The organism is Bradyrhizobium sp. HKCCYLRH3097 (assembly GCF_051167875.1).
Classification (GTDB): domain Bacteria; phylum Pseudomonadota; class Alphaproteobacteria; order Rhizobiales; family Xanthobacteraceae; genus Bradyrhizobium.
The window spans coordinates 1-17,563 of the sequence record NZ_JBNPTX010000016.1; the positions used below are offsets into that span (position 1 = coordinate 1).

The window sequence follows — 17,563 nt, forward strand, 5'->3', positions numbered from 1 at the left end:
CCACCTCGCGTGTCGTGACGATCGCGCGCTACGCCCCTCTGCGGTGAGGCGGGATGCGCGTAGACAATCATGATTTCAGATAAATAGCAAGAGATTTATTATTATCGGAATCTGTCTCGCCGCATTCCGCCGTCGTTCCGCGACCATTGCAGGTCCGCTGCGCTCGCCAGCGACTGCAGCCAACGTCGCCCCTGTCCCATCCTCACCACCGCGGCATCCGGAACGGCAGCATGGCCTGGACGATCGGCATCTGGAAGCGGTCGAGCGACAGGCTCTCATGCATCACCTCGACATCTTCGCCGTGCAGACGGGCAGCGAGATGGGAGCGCGCGTAGAACGGGGCGTCCTCCAGCGTGTTCACGACGCGCACCGGTGCGTCGGCGTCGGCGCGGGCGCTGCGGTCGACCCGCCACAGGGTCTTGCGCAAAGGCGCCTCCGTGAGCGGCGTGATCGATTCCAAACGGCCCGCGGGGTCGACGTGCAGCGCGAGCGACGTATTGGCGCCGTCGCGCGCGACCGTGTCATACGAGATCACGGTGCCGGTGCGCGTCGCCGCGCGCGACCATTGCCAGCTCTGGAAGTCGCGCTCCAGCGGCGCGTCGCCATGGTTGATGTCGAAATAGCCGTCGCCACGCCAGCGCAGATCGGGATGATCGAAATCGACCGACACGCGGCAGCATGGCGCGATCGGCTGCCAGCGGTGGCGTCCCTCGGCATCGAGCGTGAACGCGATCTCGTTCAGCGCCGTCGGCACGACGCGGACGCGACCGCGCAGCGGCAGCGGCCAGGGCACGCTGACCTCGCTGATCTCGATGGTGAGTTCGCGGCCGTTCCAGGCGAGGCTGCTCGGACCGAGCCTGAGGCTCGCAGGCTCACGCGTGAGCGCGCCGCGTCCGCGCTCGGTCATGGCCCAGCGCCGCGCGCGCGCGCCATAGAGCGCGACGTTGAGCGCACAGTGATTTTCGGGATCAGCCGCTCCCCGCCGCCGCGCCCACGCGTAGTACGGTGAGAACACGCTGCCGACGAAGGCAATGAGCGTAATGCCGAAGCGGCCGTCATCGCTCAGCGCGTCGACATACCACCACGCATAGCCGTGTTCCGGGACAAGGCGGTCGAAGCGAGGTCCGCGATCGCCCGTGCAGCGGCCATCCGGCCCGACAGCGCCGCCATCGGCACGCCCGGTCCCGGATGCGCGCTGCCCCCCGCCACGTAGAGCCCCGGCAGCTTCGTCGGTGCGCCCGGCCGCTGGAACGATGCCATCCAGCCGTGCGAGCTGCGGCCGTACAGCGCGCCCCCCGTGCCCGGAAACATCCGGTTGAAGTCCGTCGGCGTCGTCACGCGGGTCAGTTCCGGCGTCGTCGCGATGCTGAGGCCGCAGCGCTGCAACAGGTCGAAGGTCTGGCGGGCACATTGGCTGATCTCCGAGGGAGCAAAGCTGTGATGGTCACCGGTGGCGGGGGCGTTGATCAGCACGAACAGCGGCTCGCTCGTCGCAGCCTCGTGCGGCTGGTCGTCGCGCGCCTGCGCGCAGACATAGACGGTCGGCTCCTGCGGCATCGTGCGACGGTCGATCAACTGCTCGAACTCGGCGCGGGAGTCGCGCGAGAAGAACACGTTGTGACGCAACAGCGGAAAGCCGTCGGCGCGCGCCATGCAGCTCCAGGTCATCGCCGAGAGCGAGCGCGCCGATTCCGGGATTGCGGGGAGGGCTCGCGCCGCCTCGGGTCCGAACAGGCCCTGCGCCAATGCCGCGACATCGGCGGTGGCGATGACGGCGTCGGCGTCGATCTGCTCGCCATTGGCGAGCCGCACGCCCGCAGCGCGGCCGGCGTTCGTCGCGATGCCCGCGACCTCGGCGTCATAGCGGATGGTGACACCGTGGCGCCGCGCCAGCGCCGCGAGGCACGCGGCGAGCTCGTGCATGCCGCCGTCGATCAGCCAGACGCCGGACTGCTCGACATGAGCGACCAGCATCAGCGTCGCCGGAGCATGGAACGGCGACGAGCCGCAATAGGTCGCGTAGCGGCCGAACAATTGCTGCAGTCGGGCATCGCGGAAATAGCCGCCGAGCGCCTTCCACAGCGTCTGGAACGGGCGAATTGCAGTGAGGTCGCGGAAGCCGGCGGTGCGCAGGAGATGCGTCATGCTCGGCGCCGGCGTGCGGATGAAGGGATCCTTGAGCACCTCGAAGATGCGGCGGGCGTCGCGGCAAAAGGCGCGATAGCCCTCGGCCTCGCTGCGTCCGGCGAAATGGCCGATGGCGTCGGCCGATTGCTCCTCATCGGCGAACAGATCGAGCGTGCGGCGATCGGTCCAGGCGTGGCGAGCGAGAACGTCGAGCGGCGTCAGGGTGAGATGATCGTCGAGTGCGGTGCCGATCTCGGCAAATAGCTCGTCGAACACCCAGCGCATCGTGAACACCGTAGGACCGGAGTCGATGCTGACAGGTCCGATCGCGATCTGGCGCATCTTGCCGCCGGGCGCGGGCGCGCGCTCCAGCACCGTCACCTCGGCGCCGTGCGCGGCGAGCGTGAGCGCAGCGGCCAGCCCGGCGATGCCGGCGCCGACCACGATCAGGCGGGGATCGGCCATTTCCTCGCACCTCCCGTCCGCAGGACCTGACACGGGAAATGTCTAGCATGATTTACATTATGGGTGTAAGTTGTAATTTACATAAGCGAGGACCGGGTGGACCTCGCGGCAGGGGAGGCGGACATGGATGTGGTGGCCCGGATCGAGAAATCCCTCGTCGCAGCGGTCGCTTTGGCCGACCGGCCCGGATGTCCGCCGCGGCTGTCGGCGGCAATGCAGGCCGCAGTGTTTCCCAAGGGCGCGCGGGTCCGGCCCCGGCTCTGTCATGCCGTGGCCGCGGCCTGTGGCGACGACGAGCCCGCGGCGACCGACGCGGCCGGGTCGGCGATCGAGCTGCTGCACTGCGCCTCGCTGGTGCATGACGATCTGCCGTGTTTCGACAACGCGGCGCTGCGACGCGGGCGGCCCTCGGTGCATGCCGCGTTCGGCGAGCCGCTCGCGGTGCTCGCGGGCGACGCGCTGATCGTGCTCGCCTTCCAGACGCTGGCCAAGTCGCGCTGCTCGCCGCTGCGGCTGGCGCAGCTGATCGCGACCATCGGCGATGCCGTCGGCGTACCGCATGGCATCTCGGCTGGACAAGCCTGGGAATGCGAGCCGCAGATCGATCTGTCGCGCTATCACCGCTCGAAGACTGGCGCGCTGTTTGCGGCGGCCACCGTGTCGGGTGCCGCTGCGGCAGGGCATGAGAATCCGGAAGCGTGGCGCACGCTCGGCGAGACCATTGGCGAGGCCTATCAGGTCGCCGACGACATTCGCGATGCCGCCAGTGACGAAGAGGAGGCGGGCAAGCCCGTTGGCCAGGACGCCGCGCATGGCCGGCCCAACGCCGTGCTGATCTATGGGCTCACCGGCGCCGTCAGCTATCTGCACGATCTCGTCGCCGACGGCATCCGCACCATGCCGCCCTGCGCCCACGCGCACGAGCTGCGCGTCCTGATGGAGCAGGAAGCCAAGCGCCTCGTGCCGCGCCGCCTGGCGGCGTCGGCGGCGTGATTGTTCGGCCGCATGGGATGGCGACGGTCTCACCACACGAGCGTTGCTCACCCTCCCCTGGAGGGGGAGGGTCGACGCGCGCGAAGCGCGCGGCGGGGTGGGGTGACAGCCCATCCGCGCCCGCAGTGCCGGTGATACCCCGCAGGCTTAGGCAGGCGCAGCGAAGAGCATCGGGACTCATAAGCACCAATTTCCGAGCCCACCCCACCCCGCCGCGCGCTTCGCGCGCGTCGACCCTCCCCCTCCAGGGGAGGGTGGGCACCTGCGTGTGTCGAGCCATTCGGACCAATCAACTGCGTCAGCCAGCGCAACCTTTGTGGTTGGAGCCCTAGCGCCATGCCCGGGGCCATCCGCCACAACGCGCCGGCGCCGGTCAGCTTCGGCGATCGCTGGCGCGGCTGGCGGGACGGGCTGCTGGCGAGTGCGGCGTTCCAGCGCTGGGCGGCGGCGTTTCCGTTGACGCGGCCGATCGCGCGCAAGCGTGCCGCGGAGCTGTTCGATCTCTGCGCCGGCTTCGTCTACTCGCAGACCTTGGCGGCCTGCGTGCAGCTCGATCTGTTCGAAGGCTTGCGTTCCGGCCCCCGCGATGTCGCGACATTGGCGTCGCGCGCGGCGATGGCCCCCGACGCGATGCTCAGCCTGTGCGAGGCGGCGTCCGCGCTTCAGCTGCTCGAGCGCCGCGGTGCGGCGCGCTACGGGCTCGGGCCGCTCGGCGCGGCGCTGCTCGGCAATCCCGGCATCGCCGCCATGGTTCGACATCACGCCGCGCTGTATGCCGATCTCACCGATCCCGTGGCGCTGCTGCGCGGACATGACCGCCAGCGCCGGCTCGCACAGTACTGGCCGTATGCGCTGGACAAGACCGGCGATGCGCTGACACCCGACAGCGTCGCGCCCTACACGGCGCTGATGGCGGCGTCGCAGCCGATGATCGCGGACATCGTCCTCGCAGCCTATCCCCTGAGCGGCCACCGTTGCCTGCTCGATGTCGGCGGTGGTGACGGCAGCTTCCTCGCCGCCGCCGCGCGGGCTGCGCCGCAACTGCAGCTCGAGCTGTTCGATCTGCCCGGGGTCGCCGCGATCGCGCAGGAGCGTCTCGCCAGGGCCGGGCTCGCCGATCGCGTCACGATCCATCCGGGCAGCTTCCACGATGATCCGCTCCCCACGGGCGCGGACGTGATCTCGCTGATTCGTGTCGTGCACGATCACGACGACGACGCCGTGGCGCGGTTGCTCGCGAAGGTGCGCGCCGCCTTGCCTGACGATGGCGTGCTGCTGCTGGGCGAGCCGATGCGCGAGGCGGCCGGCGGGGCCGACGGCGTCAGCGCCTATTTCGAGATCTATCTCCGCGCGATGGGACAGGGGCGGCCGCGCAGCGCCGCCCGCTTGCGCGACCTGCTCCAGGCGGCGGGTTTTTCGCAGGTGCGAGTACTTCGTACGCGAATTCCGCTGATCGCAAGCGTGATTGTCGCGAAAAGCTGACACCCGGACTGTAAATAAATATTGACACTTCTTTCAGTCAGGCTAACCTGACACCCGTAACTAAGCGGGCGTCGCCGGGGAGTTGGGCTATGGACGCGATCGCCGTCGTACTGGGGAGGCCGAGGCAATTGTCGCTGCAGCACCTGCTGCTCGCAGACGTCCCGGACTGCCTGACCGTCGACATCGAATGGAGCGCGATCAGCACCGGCACCGAACGGCTGCTGTATGAAGGCCGCATGCCGCAGTTTCCCGGCATGGGCTATCCGCTCGTGCCGGGCTACGAGGCGGTGGGCCGCGTCGCGCACGCCGCCCCGCATTCCGGTTTTCGCAAAGGCGAGCGCGTGTTCGTGCCGGGCGCGGCGCGCTGCTTCGGCGAGATCAGGAGCCTGTTTGGCGCCGCCGCCTCGCGCCTCAACGTTCCCGCGCAGCGCATTATTGCGATCGATGAAACGACCGGCGAGCGCGGCGTGCTGCTGGCGCTGGCGGCCACCGCCTATCATGCATTGTCAATCGGTGGTGACGGCCAGGCCGAATGCGTGGTTGGCCATGGCGTGCTCGGCCGTCTGCTGGCGCGGCTGATCGTGGCGATGGGCGGCGATCCGCCCGTGGTGTGGGAGAGCAATCCGGAGCGCGCCGTTGGCGCGACGGGCTATCGCGTCATCGATCCCGCAGAGGACAGCAGACGCGACTATCGCCTGATCTTCGATGCCAGCGGCGATGCCGGCCTGCTCGACAGCCTCATTGCTCGCCTGGCGCCACGTGGCGAGATCATCCTCGCCGGCTTCTACAGCGCGCCGCTCTCCTTCTCCTACCCTCCGGCCTTCATACGCGAGGCGGCGATCCGCGTCGCCGCCGAATGGAAGCACGAGGATCTGCTCGCGGTGCGCAATCTCATCGACACCGGCAGGCTGTCTCTGGATGGGCTGATCACGCACCATGCCGACGCTCTGTCCGCGGAGAGCGCCTACCGGACCGCGTTCGACGATCCGTCATGTCTCAAAATGGTCTTGGACTGGAGAGCTGCCGCATGAATGCCCCGACCAAGATCAGTGACATGACCGATGCCCTGCGCGCCGAAGCGGCGATCGAGCCGGATGCGCCGTCGACGGCTGCGCCGAAGAAGGCCACGCAGATCATCGCGATCTACGGCAAGGGCGGCATCGGCAAGAGTTTCACGCTCGCCAACCTGTCCTACATGATGGCCCAGCAGGGCAAGAAGGTGCTCCTCATCGGCTGCGATCCGAAGAGCGACACCACCTCGCTGCTGTTCGGCGGCAGGGCCTGCCCGACCATCCTCGAGACCTCCTCGAAGAAGAAGCTTGCCGGCGAGGAGGTCAAGATCGGGGACGTCTGCTTCAAGCGCGACGGCGTGTTCGCGATGGAGCTCGGCGGGCCCGAGGTCGGCCGCGGCTGCGGCGGACGCGGCATCATCCATGGCTTCGAGCTGATCGAGAAGCTCGGCTTCCACGATTGGGGCTTCGACTACGTGCTGCTGGACTTCCTCGGCGACGTCGTCTGCGGCGGCTTCGGCCTGCCGATCGCGCGCGACATGTGCCAGAAGGTGATCATCGTCGGCTCCAACGATCTGCAATCGCTCTACGTCGCCAACAACGTCTGCTCGGCGGTGGAGTATTTCCGCAAGCTCGGCGGCAATGTCGGCGTCGCCGGCATCGTCATCAACAAGGACGACGGCACCGGCGAGGCCGCCGCATTTGCCGAGGCGACCGGCATTCCGGTGCTGGCCTCGATCCCGGCGGACGACGACATCCGCCGCAAGAGCGCGAGCTATCAGATCATCGGCCGGCCTGGAACGCCCTGGGCGCCGCTGTTCGAGCATCTCGCCAAGAACGTCGCCGAGGCGCCGCCGCAGCATCCGCACCCCCTGACGCATGACGGCCTGCTCGGTTTGTTCAAGGGCTCGGATGTGGGACGCGGCGTCGTGCTGGAGCAGGCGACGCTCGAAGACATGTGTGGCAGCGCCGCGGTGACCAAGCCGTCGCTCGAAGTGATCTACGACAATTTGTGATGGGATCGGCCGACGAGCGGAATGTAATGCAATGAGCGATCCTGTGGTCCATCAGGCAATGAGCGCGCAGAGCGGCGCAGAGGCAGGCCTCCTGCCGGTGCAGCCCGAGGCGCTCGGCTGTCATGCCGGCAAAGCCGAGCTCAAGAAGGCGGCGGATGCCGCCGGCAAGAGCGAGGTGCTGGCGCGCTATGCCGCGGATTATCCGGCGGGACCGCACGACCAGCCGCAGAGCATGTGTCCGGCGTTCGGCTCGCTGCGCGTCGGCCTGCGGATGCGGCGCACCGCCACCGTGCTGTCGGGCTCGGCCTGCTGCGTCTACGGCCTGACCTTCACCTCGCACTTCTACGGCGCGCGGCGCAGCGTCGGCTACGTCCCGTTCAACTCGGAGACGCTGGTCACCGGAAAACTGTTCGAGGACATCCGTGAGGCGGTCTTCAAGCTGGCCGATCCCGCCAACTACGACTGCGTCGTCATCATCAATCTCTGCGTCCCCACCGCCTCGGGCGTGCCGCTGCAGATCCTGCCGAAGGAGATCAACGGCGTCCGCATCATCGGCATCGACGTTCCAGGTTTTGGTGTGCCGACCCATGCCGAGGCCAAGGATGTGCTCGCCGGCGCGATGCTGAACTACGCGCGCCGCGAGGCGGAGCAGGGCCCGGTGCAGGCGCCGCGGGCGCCACGCGGCGACAAGCCGACCATCACCCTGCTGGGAGAGATATTCCCCGCCGATCCCGTCGGCATCGGCATGATGCTGGCGCCGCTTGGCCTCGCCGCAGGCCCCACCGTGCCGACGCGCGAATGGCGCGAGCTCTATGGCGCGCTGGATTGTGCGGCGGTGGCGGCGATCCACCCGTTCTATACGGCTTCGATCCGCGAGTTCGAGACGGCGGGCCGTCCGATCATCGGCTCGGCGCCGGTCGGCTGCGATGGCACCGCGGATTGGCTGGAAGCTGTCGGCAAGACCTGCGGCGTCGGGCGCGCGCAGATCGATGCGGCCAAGACCGCGGTGCTGCCGGCAATTCGCGCGGCGCTTGCGGCCACGCCGATCCGCGGCCGCATCACGCTGTCGGGATATGAGGGATCGGAGCTGCTGGTCGGGCGTCTGCTGGCCGAGAGCGGCGCCGATCTGCGCTATGTTGGCACCGCCTGTCCGCGCACGCGCTGGTCGGAGGCCGATTGTGCCTGGCTCGAGAGCCGCGGTGTGCGCGTGCAGTACCGCGCCTCGCTGGAGCAGGATCTCGCGGCGGTCGATGAGTTCGCGCCGGATCTCGCCATCGGCACCACGCCGGTCGTGCAGAAGGCCAAGGCGCGCGCGATCCCGTCGCTCTACTTCACCAATCTGATCTCGGCGCGGCCGCTGTTCGGCGTGTCCGGAGCCGGCTCGCTGGCGCAGGTCGTCAACGCGGCGATCGCAGGCAAGGCGCGCTTCGACGAGATGCGCGACTTCTTCGAAGGTGTCGGCGAGGGCGACAATGCTGGCGTGTGGCAGGGCACACCGGTCGAACGTCCCGAATTCCGCGACAAGTTCCGCAAGGCGGTCGCGGCGCAGGCCAGGAAGCGCACGTCCGAGGAGATGGTGTGATGCTGATCCTCGACCACGATCGCGCCGGCGGCTATTGGGGGGCTGTCTACGCGTTCACCGCGATCAAGGGCCTGCAGGTCATCATCGACGGCCCCGTGGGCTGCGAGAATTTGCCGGTGACCTCGGTGCTGCACTACACCGACGGCCTGCCGCCGCACGAGCTGCCGATCGTCGTGACAGGGCTTGGCGAGGACGAGCTCGGCCAGAAGGGCACCGAGCAGGCGATGAAGCGCGCCCGCGCGGCGCTCGATCCGGATCTGCCGGCGGTGGTCGTCACCGGCTCGATCGCCGAGATGATCGGCGGCGGCGTCACGCCGGAAGGCTCCAACATCAAGCGCTTCCTGCCCCGCACGATCGACGAGGACCAGTGGCAGAGCGCCAACCGCGCGTTGAGCTGGCTGTGGAGCGAATACGGCCTGCGCAAGATCCCGGAGCGCAGGCCGCGCAAGGACGGCGAGAAGCCGCGCGTCAACATCATCGGCCCGATCTACGGCACCTTCAACACGCCGTCGGATGTCGCCGAGATCCGTCGCCTGCTCGAAGGCATCGGCGCCGAGATCAACATGGTGTTTCCGCTCGGCAGCCATCTCGCCGATGTCGGAAAGCTGGTCGATGCCGACGTCAACGTCTGCATGTATCGCGAGTTCGGGCGGCTGTTGTGCGAGACCTTGGAGCGGCCTTATCTGCAGGCGCCGATCGGGCTGCATTCGACGACGAAATTCCTGCGCTCGCTGGGCGAGATGCTCGGTCTCGATCCCGAGCCGTTCATCACCCGGGAGAAGCATACGACGATCAAGCCGCTGTGGGACCTGTGGCGCTCGGTGACACAGGACTTCTTCGGCACCGCGAGCTTCGGCATCGTCGCGTCCGAGACCTACGCGCGGGGCCTGCGCAATTTCCTGGAGACCGAGCTCGGGCTGCCCTGCAGCTTCGCGATCTCGCGCTGCGCCGGCGCCAAGACCGACAACGACGCCATCCGCAAGCTCATCCACGAGCGGCCGCCGCTGGTGCTGTTCGGCAGCTATAACGAGCGCATGTATGCGGCGGAAGCCGGCAACCGGTCGATCTACATCCCGGCCTCGTTCCCGGGGACGGTGATCCGCCGCCACACCGGCACGCCGTTCATGGGTTACGCGGGCGCGACCTACGTGGTGCAGGAGGTCTGCAACGCGCTGTTCGATGCGCTGTTCAACATCCTGCCGCTCGCCAACCAGCTCGACCAGATCGCGGCGACGCCGGCGCGGCTCGAGCGCGAGCTGCCATGGGATGACGGGGCCAAGCTCGCGCTCGACCAGATCATCGAGACACAGCCGGTGCTGGTGCGGATTTCGGCGGCCAAGCGGCTGCGCGACGCGGCGGAACGCGGCGCGCGCCAGGCGGGGCTGGACAAGGTGACGGAAGATGTTCTCGCGCATGCGCGGTCGCAGCTCGCAACGGGCCAGGCCGCGTAGGGCACGAGGATAGCGGACAGGGAGAGGACGATGTCGTTATACGAGCGCATTGATCGTGACGTCGCGCCGAGATCGCGCGAGCGCATCGACTATCTCCTGGTCTACGCGGTGTGCTTCGCCGTGCTGATGGTCGAGGGCGTGCTGCGCCGGATCGGCTCCATGATCACCGGCCACCTGCCCGCGCCGCTCGGCGCGATCGTCGGTGAAGCAAGGATCAAGGCCGCGAACTGCGCGACCTCGTCCTTCATGGGGTTATGAGTTTCGAGAGCTGTGAGTTCGCTCTCCAAGTATTGCTAGGAATTCGTGCGGCTCGCCGCATGGATGCCATCCCGGCGACGGGATGGCGCTTCGACGCCGCTCATCTCGGTGAGTGGCATCCGGCCGAAAGGCCAACACCAGGAGGTACCACTATGGTGGACGTACCAAACAAGGGAGGCTCTCTGTCGGGGCTGACCGAAGCGGAGGCGAGGGAATTCCATAGCATCTTCATGACGAGCTTTGTGGTCTTCACGGCGGTTGCGATCGTCGCCCACATTCTCGCCTGGATGTGGCGTCCCTGGCTGCCCGGGCCGACTGGCTACAAGGCGGCGGCGCTGGATGGGGCGACCCACTACGCCAATATCGTGCTCTCCTACCTGACCTGATCGAAAGGAGAAAACTATGTGGCGCTTGTGGTTGTTGTTCGATCCCCGCAGGGTTCTCGTGGCTCTCGGCGTGTTCCTGTTCGGGCTGGCATTGGTGATTCACTTCATCCTGCTCAGCACCAACCGGTTCAACTGGCTGGAGGGACCGCGTGCAGCGAAGACGTCGTCGATCTCCGAGCCGGCGACCTTGCTGAAGCTCAGCTAACAGCTCGACGACCAGAGGGAAGCGGACGTGCGACGGCGGCAGACCCCGTTCGCCCGCTTCCCAAATCCTCTTGTCCACGAATTCACGACACGACGATACGACACGCAGCATATCGAGCGACGGGCAGCGGAGGCAGGACCGATGGCAATGCTCAGCTTTGAACGAAAATACCGCGTCCGCGGCGGCACGTTGATCGGCGGTGACCTCTTCGATTTCTGGGTCGGACCGTTTTATGTCGGCTTCTTCGGCGTGACGACGATCTTCTTCACCTTCGTCGGCGTGGCGCTGATCCTCTACGCCACGGCGCTCGGACCGACGTGGAATCTCTGGCAGATCAGCATCAACCCGCCCGATGCCAAATACGGGCTGTCATTCGCGCCACTCACCGAGGGCGGCTTCTGGCAGCTCATCACGGTGTGCGCGCATGGCGCATTCGTCTCCTGGGCGCTGCGGGAGGTCGAGATCTGCCGCAAGCTCGCGATCGGCTATCACGTACCGTTCGCCTTCGGCTTTGCGATCTTCGCCTATTTCACGCTGGAGGTGATCCGTCCGGTGCTGATGGGCTCGTGGAGCTACGCCTTCCCCTACGGCATCATCACCCATCTCGATTGGGTGTCGAACACCGGCTATCAGTTCGGCAACTTCCACTACAACCCCGCGCACATGATCGCGATCACGTTCTTCTTCACGACGTGTCTCGCGCTCGCGCTGCACGGCGGACTGATCCTCTCGGCGAGCAATCCGGGCCGGGGTGAGGAGATGAAGTCGCCCGAGCACGAGAACACGATGTTCCGAGATCTGATCGGCTATTCGGTCGGCACGCTCGGCATCCACCGGGTCGGCCTGTTCCTGGCGCTGTCGGCCGTGTTCTTCAGCGCGGTGTGCATCGTCATCTCCGGTCCCGCCTGGCTGCTGCCGGAAGGCAATGCCTGGTCGGACTGGTGGGAGTGGTGGCGCAGGGTCCCGATCTGGTCGCCGCCGCAATGAGTTCAAGGAGAGGTCACCATGGCCCAATACCAGAACATCTTCACGCAGATCCAAGTTCGCAGTGCGATCTACCCGGGCATCCCGATCGAGCCCGGAATCTGGGAGCGGCTCGGCAAGGGCAGCTTCAACTACTGGTTCGGCAAGGTCGGCGACGCACAGGTGGGGCCGGTCTATCTCGGCTTCCTTGGCCTCGCCTCGCTGATGTCCGGCTTCGTCGCGATCGAGATCATCGGTCTCAACATGCTGGCGTCGGTGAACTGGAGCCCGCTCGAGTTCATTCGACAGTTCCCGTGGCTGGCGCTGCAGCCGCCGGCGCCGGAATACGGCCTGCAGATCTTCCCGCCGCTGCAGGAGGGCGGCTGGTGGCTGATGGCCGGCTTCTTCCTGACGACGTCGATCCTGCTGTGGTGGGCGCGCACCTATCGCCGCGCCCGGGCGCTCGGCCTCGGCACGCATGTGTCGTGGGCGTTCGCGGCGGCGATCTGGCTCTATCTGGTGCTCGGCTTCATCCGGCCGATCTTCATGGGGAGCTGGAGCGAGGCGGTGCCGTTCGGCATCTTCCCGCATCTCGACTGGACCAACAACTTCTCCATCACCCACGGCAATTTGTTCTACAACCCATTCCACATGCTCTCGATCGCCTTCCTGTACGGATCGGCGCTGCTGTTCGCGATGCATGGCGCGACGGTGCTCGCGATCAGCCGATACGGCGGCGAGCGTGAGCTGGAGCAGATCGTCGACCGCGGCACGGCCTTCGAACGCGGTGCGCTGTTCTGGCGCTGGACGATGGGCTTCAATGCCACGGCCGAATCGATCCATCGCTGGGCCTGGTGGTTCGCCGTGCTTTGTCCCTTGACCGGCGGCATCGGTATCCTACTGTCGGGCACCGTCGTCGACAGCTGGTTCGACTGGGGCGTGAAACACGGGCTGGCGCCGCCGCGCTGACTGCTGCAGGTCGAGGCATGTTGGACAGAGTCGAATTGGATCGGATCGAGACGGCCGGACGCAGCGCGCGCCCGGCCAGTCTCTTGCAGGCGATGCGCGAGCGTACCAAGACGCTGCACGTCACCGCGGAGCGGACCGGGATCGTCGCCGAGCTGCTGCGGGGACGCGGCACGCGGCAGGCCTACGCGTTGTTGTTGCGCAATCTGCTGCCGGTCTACGAGACGCTCGAAGCGGAGCTGCTCCGCCATCAGGGAACGCCGGTGATGGGCCGCATCGTGCGGCCGGAGCTGCATCGCAGTGCTGCGATCAAGCTTGATCTTGCGTGGTTCGACGCGAGCCCTCTGCCGCTGCTGCCCGAGGCCATCGCCTATGTCCGGGTCATCCAGGAAGCGGGAGCCGGCTCCGGCCATCGGCTGCTGGCCCATGCCTATACGCGCTATCTCGGTGATCTCAGCGGCGGCCAGATCATCAAGAAGATTCTCGCGCGTTCGCTCGAGCTACGGCCCGAGGCGACGTCGTTCTACGAATTCCCCGAGATCGCTGATATCCCGCAGTTCAAGGACGACTACCGCGACGTGCTGGAGCAGGCGGGCGCGGCGATGGCGGAGCATGAGACCGTCGTCGAGGAGGCGGCATTGGCGTTCGAGATGAACATCACGCTGTCGCAAGCGCTGCAGGAGGCGGCCGGGCTGAGAACGTGATGTGCGGAGGCCTGATTGATCCTTCGCCATCGGGTTGGTCGAATACGATCGCGTGAGACCCCGCGTCCTCCCCCGAGGGCGGTGGGCTCCGCTCCTCCTTTCCGGCAGGGCAATCGCATATGCCCTTCCAATTCGGCCCAGCCGCAACTTGGATCGCAGAGGCCGACGTCGGGAGATTTTCGAATCCAGATTGGCTCTCCGGAGACAGGACGGACAAGGCAGTCGAGGTCGCCCGGACGAGAGCTGCGGCCCGCCGTCACTCTTCGCTCTGCGAGCGGTACCACACCAGGTGCTCGAGGATCTCCAGTGTCCGCGTGGTCGAATTGCGGATGCTCTCCAGCATCTCCGGCATGCTGCCGGCCTGTGCTCCGTGCGTCACCTCGAGCGCCGCGAGCTGCGCGTTCTCCACGGTGGAGGCAGCGAGCTCCTTGTAGATCAGGCTTGCGCTCTGATCGAGCCGCAGCGTCGGGCGGCGGGCGCCGTCGATCTCTTCCTGGAAGCGCGCCCGGGCCGCCTCGGCGGTCTTGCGCTCGGTCAAGTCCGAGAAGATCAGCACGAAGCCGAGCACGCGATCATACGGTGCGATCACCGGGTCGGCGCGCACCATCAACGGCCGTTGCGGCGAGGCGCCGCCCGTCAGTGTCAGCTCGCCGCGCCAGCTCCGCTTGTTGCGCATGAGGTCGTCGAGATTGGCGCGGAATTCCGCCGGCGCCGTGCAGTAGCTGCCGAGATCGCGCAGATGCGGGATGTGCGGATGCGGGGCGCGCAGCTGCTGCTCGAACGCTTCGTTCATCAGCAGGATGCGGCCCTCGACATCGGCGATGATGACCGGCTGCTCCGAGCGCAGCACCTGAGCGCTGATCGTGGCGAGCTGGTCCTGCGCGATCACCATGCGGACCGAACGCAGCTGCAGCGCCACGTCGGCGACCGTTTCGCTCACCGCGCGGGCGGAGGCGAGCTCGGCGCTCGACCACGGCTCGGACTTGCCTTCGACCAGCTGATGCCATTTCGCAAACGAGCGCCGCGGCGACAGATCCGACGGATCGTCGCCGATGATGACGGCCTTGAGCGGATCGCCGCCCCAGGTCACCGTCCGGACCTGCTCCGGCCGGAACCACAACAGATACTCGCCCTCGCTCGCCGACAGCGGAGCGGCGATCAAGCCGCTGGCGATCGAGCGGATGTCGGCAAAGGACGGCTCATCGAGCGTCAGCGAGCTGGTCGCCGTCAAGCCCTCGGGGGCTGCTCCCGGAGTGTTGCGCCGGCGATCGAGCCAGGCGGCGAGGTCGCGGATGCGCTGCGTCGACGGGACGTCGCCGGCGGTCGTGACTTGGCCCTCGAACAGCAGCGCCGCGCCGCTGGCACCGAGCGGCTGCAGCAGCGACTGCGAGCCGTCGAACAGCGCGGCCTGCCATTCGCCGTCGCGCGACACCGCTTCGACCAGCCGCTGCTCCAGCCGGCGCACGACCAGCTCGGACTGGCTTTGGGCAAAGCTCTCCAGCGCCGCGATCCGGATCGCGCAGGTCTCGGCCAGCGCCTCGCCTGCCGCGCGAATGTCGAACGGCACGAAGCGCGGCTCATAGTGATGGCAGGCGATCAGTCCCCACAGCCTTCCGCTGACCATCAGCGAGCACACCAGTGTCGCGCCGACACCCATGTTCTGCAGATATTTCTGGTGGATCGGCGACATGCTGCGCAGGCAGCTCAGGGACATGTCGAGATCGCGGCCGTTGAGCGGCGAGATGCGCGGCTGCAGCGGCACAGGCCTGTAGTTGACGTCGACCAGGAGGCGCACCCGGTTGCGCTCGTAGAGCCGGCGCGCGATCTGCGGAATGTCGGACGCCGGATAGCGGTTGCCGAGAAAGGCCTCCAGATCCGGCCGCCGCCGCTCCGACAACACCTCGCCATGGCCATCTTCGTCGAAGCGATAGACCATGACGCGGTCGTAGCCGGCGATCTCCCTGAAGATGGTCGCCGTCTCGTCGCACAGGCCGAGCAGCGATGAGGCTGAGGTGATGCGGTGGAAGGCGCCGTCGAGCGCAGGCGCGATGTTGGTCGTCTTCGTCGCCGGCTCCAGCTCGACGATCAGCCCGCCATTCGAGGGCCGGTGAAGCGTGCAGTCGACCCGGCGCGGCGGCGCCCCGGCGGTGCATCGCAGGGTCATCGGAGCCAGATGGAGCGGGCTGTTGAGATGCGGCAGGATCTGCAGCGCGAGATCGCCGCCAAGATCGCGTAACGGACGTCCGACCACGGAGCCGGTGTTGAGGAAGGCGGCCGCATTGGTGCTGGCCTGGATGACGATGTTGTCGGGCTCCTTGACCGCCAGGAGAATGCCGTGCGGCTGGATCGAGCCTGCGAGATGAATCTGTTCACGCTCGCAATCCGCAAGAGTAGCGTGGCCGAAGGCCGGCGTTGTCAGCGGAACGGGCAACTATCTCCCCTTTTCGGTTTCCTCGTCGCTTTCTTCGAGCTGGCTCAGATTATACCGATCGAGCTTGGCGTAAAGACTCTGGCGGCTGAGGCCGAGAATTTCGGCAGCCGACGTCCGGTTCCCGTTGGCGAGCTCGAGCGCAGCGCGGACGTAATGCTGCTCGACGACTTCGACCGTGCTCCTCACCAGGTCGCGCAATGGTGTTTTGCCGACCGATTCGTTGATGCCCGCGAGGGCGACCCGCAGATTGTCATGCTCCGCCGTGGGCGACAACCGCCTGGCGATGTTGCGCAACACCAGGCCGATCCGGCGCTGGCCGTCGAGGCCATGGGCGGCGGCCGAGATCTCGACCTCGGTCTCGGTTCCGAGCTCGCCCTGGATCGTGGTCGACAGCAGTCGGACGGCTCCATGGCGCTCGACGTTGGAGATCAGCACCGAAAGGTCGGCGCCGGGGCGCGTCAGCCACCGGCTGAGCTTCTCGCCGATCAGCGCCTCTTTCGATCCGACCTCGACCAGCTCCAGGAAGGCCCGATTGGCGCGCTTGACGGCACCGGTGCCATCGATGCTGATGACGGCATCGGGAAGATTGTCGATCAGCGCCTCGGGATCGTCGGGCAGCGGACCGGGCTGCGCGGCCTTGCCGATCGGCGCCATCTGCAGCAGGAACATCGGGGCGGTGTCGCTGCTCATCAGCGATCCCCGGAGCATCCAGGGGGCGGTGTCCTGGCCGAGGTGAATCACGATGCCCGGCGCCTTGCCCTGGTCGCGGACGCGCCTCAGCATCAGCTCCACCGGCTCGCGATCCTTTTGCGGGATCTCCTGCAGGAACTCGCGGCCCACCAGATTGTCCCGGCGCCGGCTTGAAACGCCGAGCGCGGCTGCCGCCGTCCGATTCGCTTCGACGATGCGCAGATCTGACACCTTCGTCAGCAGCACAGCCTCGTTGGAATCCTCGATGACCAGGCGGTAGCGCGTCTCGATCTCGCGCAGCTTCCAGTAGTCGCGCTCGATGGTCTGCTGGGCCGAGATCAGCCGGGCCTGGAGCTCCGCGACCGCCTGCAGATTCTTGCCGATCGCCAGCATGCCGGCCCGGCCACCGAGCAGCACGGTGGTGAATTCCATCGGCAGCTCGAGACCGCTCGGGAATCGCTGCGTGATCTGTCGGAACGCGGAAATGCCGGTCCGCCTGGTGTCCTGCATGATGCGCTCGATCTTCTCGCTCGCATCATCGACGATCTCGGACCAGGGACGGCCGAGCCAGATGTCGACATTCTCGGCTGACATGTTCGGCGACAGCGTCGCCTCACGGATCACGCCGTCCATGTCCAGCAGCAATGTCACGTCGGGTCGTGGACCGTGAAACTCGGCCATGGTCTTGGCACCCGTTATCTTGGCACCCTCTTGAGACGCTCGGGGGATCGCGGCCAGTTCATTTGGCGCGCATTTTGAAGGTGTTGCGCCCCATCCCGCTAACGTATTGAGAGTCTTGAGAATGTCGTTAGCCCATGCAGGGCGCTCGCTGTC

At 67.0% G+C, this 17,563-nt stretch carries 16 protein-coding genes; 12 read left to right on the plus strand and 4 right to left on the minus strand.

Annotated features, from left to right (window positions below):
- Window positions 1-202: 202 nt before the first annotated feature.
- Both ACQR0U_RS29310 and crtD read right to left on the minus strand, forming a co-directional pair.
- Window positions 203-907, minus strand: a complete 705-nt coding sequence (locus tag ACQR0U_RS29310; protein ID WP_315827723.1) for a hydratase — start codon at window positions 905-907, stop codon at window positions 203-205.
- A gap of 155 nt (window positions 908-1,062) precedes the next feature.
- The gene (gene crtD / locus ACQR0U_RS29315) at window positions 1,063-2,592 is read right to left on the minus strand and encodes a 1-hydroxycarotenoid 3,4-desaturase CrtD (protein ID WP_316193192.1); all 1,530 of its coding nucleotides are present in this window, start codon (window positions 2,590-2,592) and stop codon (window positions 1,063-1,065) included.
- A gap of 123 nt (window positions 2,593-2,715) precedes the next feature.
- Here crtD and ACQR0U_RS29320 point away from each other — a divergent pair, with 123 nt between their 5' ends.
- From ACQR0U_RS29320 to ACQR0U_RS29375, 12 genes are all read left to right on the plus strand, one after another.
- The gene (locus ACQR0U_RS29320) at window positions 2,716-3,585 is read left to right on the plus strand and encodes a polyprenyl synthetase family protein (RefSeq protein ID WP_316169223.1); all 870 of its coding nucleotides are present in this window, start codon (window positions 2,716-2,718) and stop codon (window positions 3,583-3,585) included.
- Window positions 3,586-3,921: 336 nt separating this feature from the next.
- Window positions 3,922-5,067 (plus strand): methyltransferase, encoded by a 1,146-nt coding sequence (locus ACQR0U_RS29325; RefSeq protein WP_434872357.1) that lies wholly within the window; start codon window positions 3,922-3,924, stop codon window positions 5,065-5,067.
- Between the two features lie 89 nt (window positions 5,068-5,156).
- On the plus strand, window positions 5,157-6,098 hold the full coding sequence (gene bchC / locus ACQR0U_RS29330) for a chlorophyll synthesis pathway protein BchC (protein ID WP_434872358.1): 942 nt from the start codon (window positions 5,157-5,159) through the stop codon (window positions 6,096-6,098).
- Window positions 6,095-7,093, plus strand: coding sequence for a chlorophyllide a reductase iron protein subunit X (locus ACQR0U_RS29335; protein ID WP_316172528.1), 999 nt, complete (start codon window positions 6,095-6,097; stop codon window positions 7,091-7,093). Before bchC ends, ACQR0U_RS29335 begins: the two co-directional genes overlap by 4 nt.
- 31 nt (window positions 7,094-7,124) lie before the next feature.
- Window positions 7,125-8,675, plus strand: a complete 1,551-nt coding sequence (gene bchY / locus ACQR0U_RS29340) for a chlorophyllide a reductase subunit Y (RefSeq protein WP_434872359.1) — start codon at window positions 7,125-7,127, stop codon at window positions 8,673-8,675.
- On the plus strand, window positions 8,675-10,126 hold the full coding sequence (gene bchZ, locus ACQR0U_RS29345) for a chlorophyllide a reductase subunit Z (RefSeq protein ID WP_434842797.1): 1,452 nt from the start codon (window positions 8,675-8,677) through the stop codon (window positions 10,124-10,126). Before bchY ends, bchZ begins: the two co-directional genes overlap by 1 nt.
- Window positions 10,127-10,156: 30 nt before the next feature.
- Complete coding sequence (locus tag ACQR0U_RS29350) at window positions 10,157-10,384, plus strand: hypothetical protein (protein ID WP_434842798.1); 228 nt, start codon at window positions 10,157-10,159, stop codon at window positions 10,382-10,384.
- A 152-nt stretch (window positions 10,385-10,536) separates the two neighbouring features.
- Window positions 10,537-10,770: a light-harvesting antenna LH1, beta subunit gene (gene pufB / locus ACQR0U_RS29355; protein ID WP_315714305.1), complete on the plus strand. Its 234-nt coding sequence runs from the start codon at window positions 10,537-10,539 to the stop codon at window positions 10,768-10,770.
- 16 nt (window positions 10,771-10,786) lie between these two features.
- Entirely contained in the window at window positions 10,787-10,975 is a 189-nt protein-coding gene (pufA, locus tag ACQR0U_RS29360; protein WP_434842799.1) for a light-harvesting antenna LH1, alpha subunit, read from the plus strand.
- 141 nt (window positions 10,976-11,116) lie between these two features.
- Entirely contained in the window at window positions 11,117-11,962 is an 846-nt protein-coding gene (gene pufL, locus ACQR0U_RS29365; RefSeq protein WP_315810497.1) for a photosynthetic reaction center subunit L, read from the plus strand.
- 18 nt (window positions 11,963-11,980) lie between these two features.
- Window positions 11,981-12,907, plus strand: a complete 927-nt coding sequence (pufM, locus tag ACQR0U_RS29370; protein ID WP_315750173.1) for a photosynthetic reaction center subunit M — start codon at window positions 11,981-11,983, stop codon at window positions 12,905-12,907.
- A gap of 17 nt (window positions 12,908-12,924) precedes the next feature.
- Window positions 12,925-13,608 carry a heme oxygenase (biliverdin-producing) gene (locus ACQR0U_RS29375; RefSeq protein ID WP_434842800.1) on the plus strand — a complete coding sequence of 228 codons (684 nt, stop codon included), beginning with the start codon at window positions 12,925-12,927 and terminating at the stop codon, window positions 13,606-13,608.
- Between the two features lie 256 nt (window positions 13,609-13,864).
- Here ACQR0U_RS29375 and ACQR0U_RS29380 read toward each other — a convergent pair whose 3' ends face one another.
- A complete protein-coding gene (locus tag ACQR0U_RS29380) occupies window positions 13,865-16,039 on the minus strand; it encodes a GAF domain-containing protein (protein WP_315714310.1) in 2,175 nt (724 codons plus the stop codon).
- Window positions 16,040-17,410 (minus strand): transcriptional regulator PpsR, encoded by a 1,371-nt coding sequence (gene ppsR / locus ACQR0U_RS29385; RefSeq protein ID WP_315714311.1) that lies wholly within the window; start codon window positions 17,408-17,410, stop codon window positions 16,040-16,042.
- Window positions 17,411-17,563: the final 153 nt, after the last annotated feature.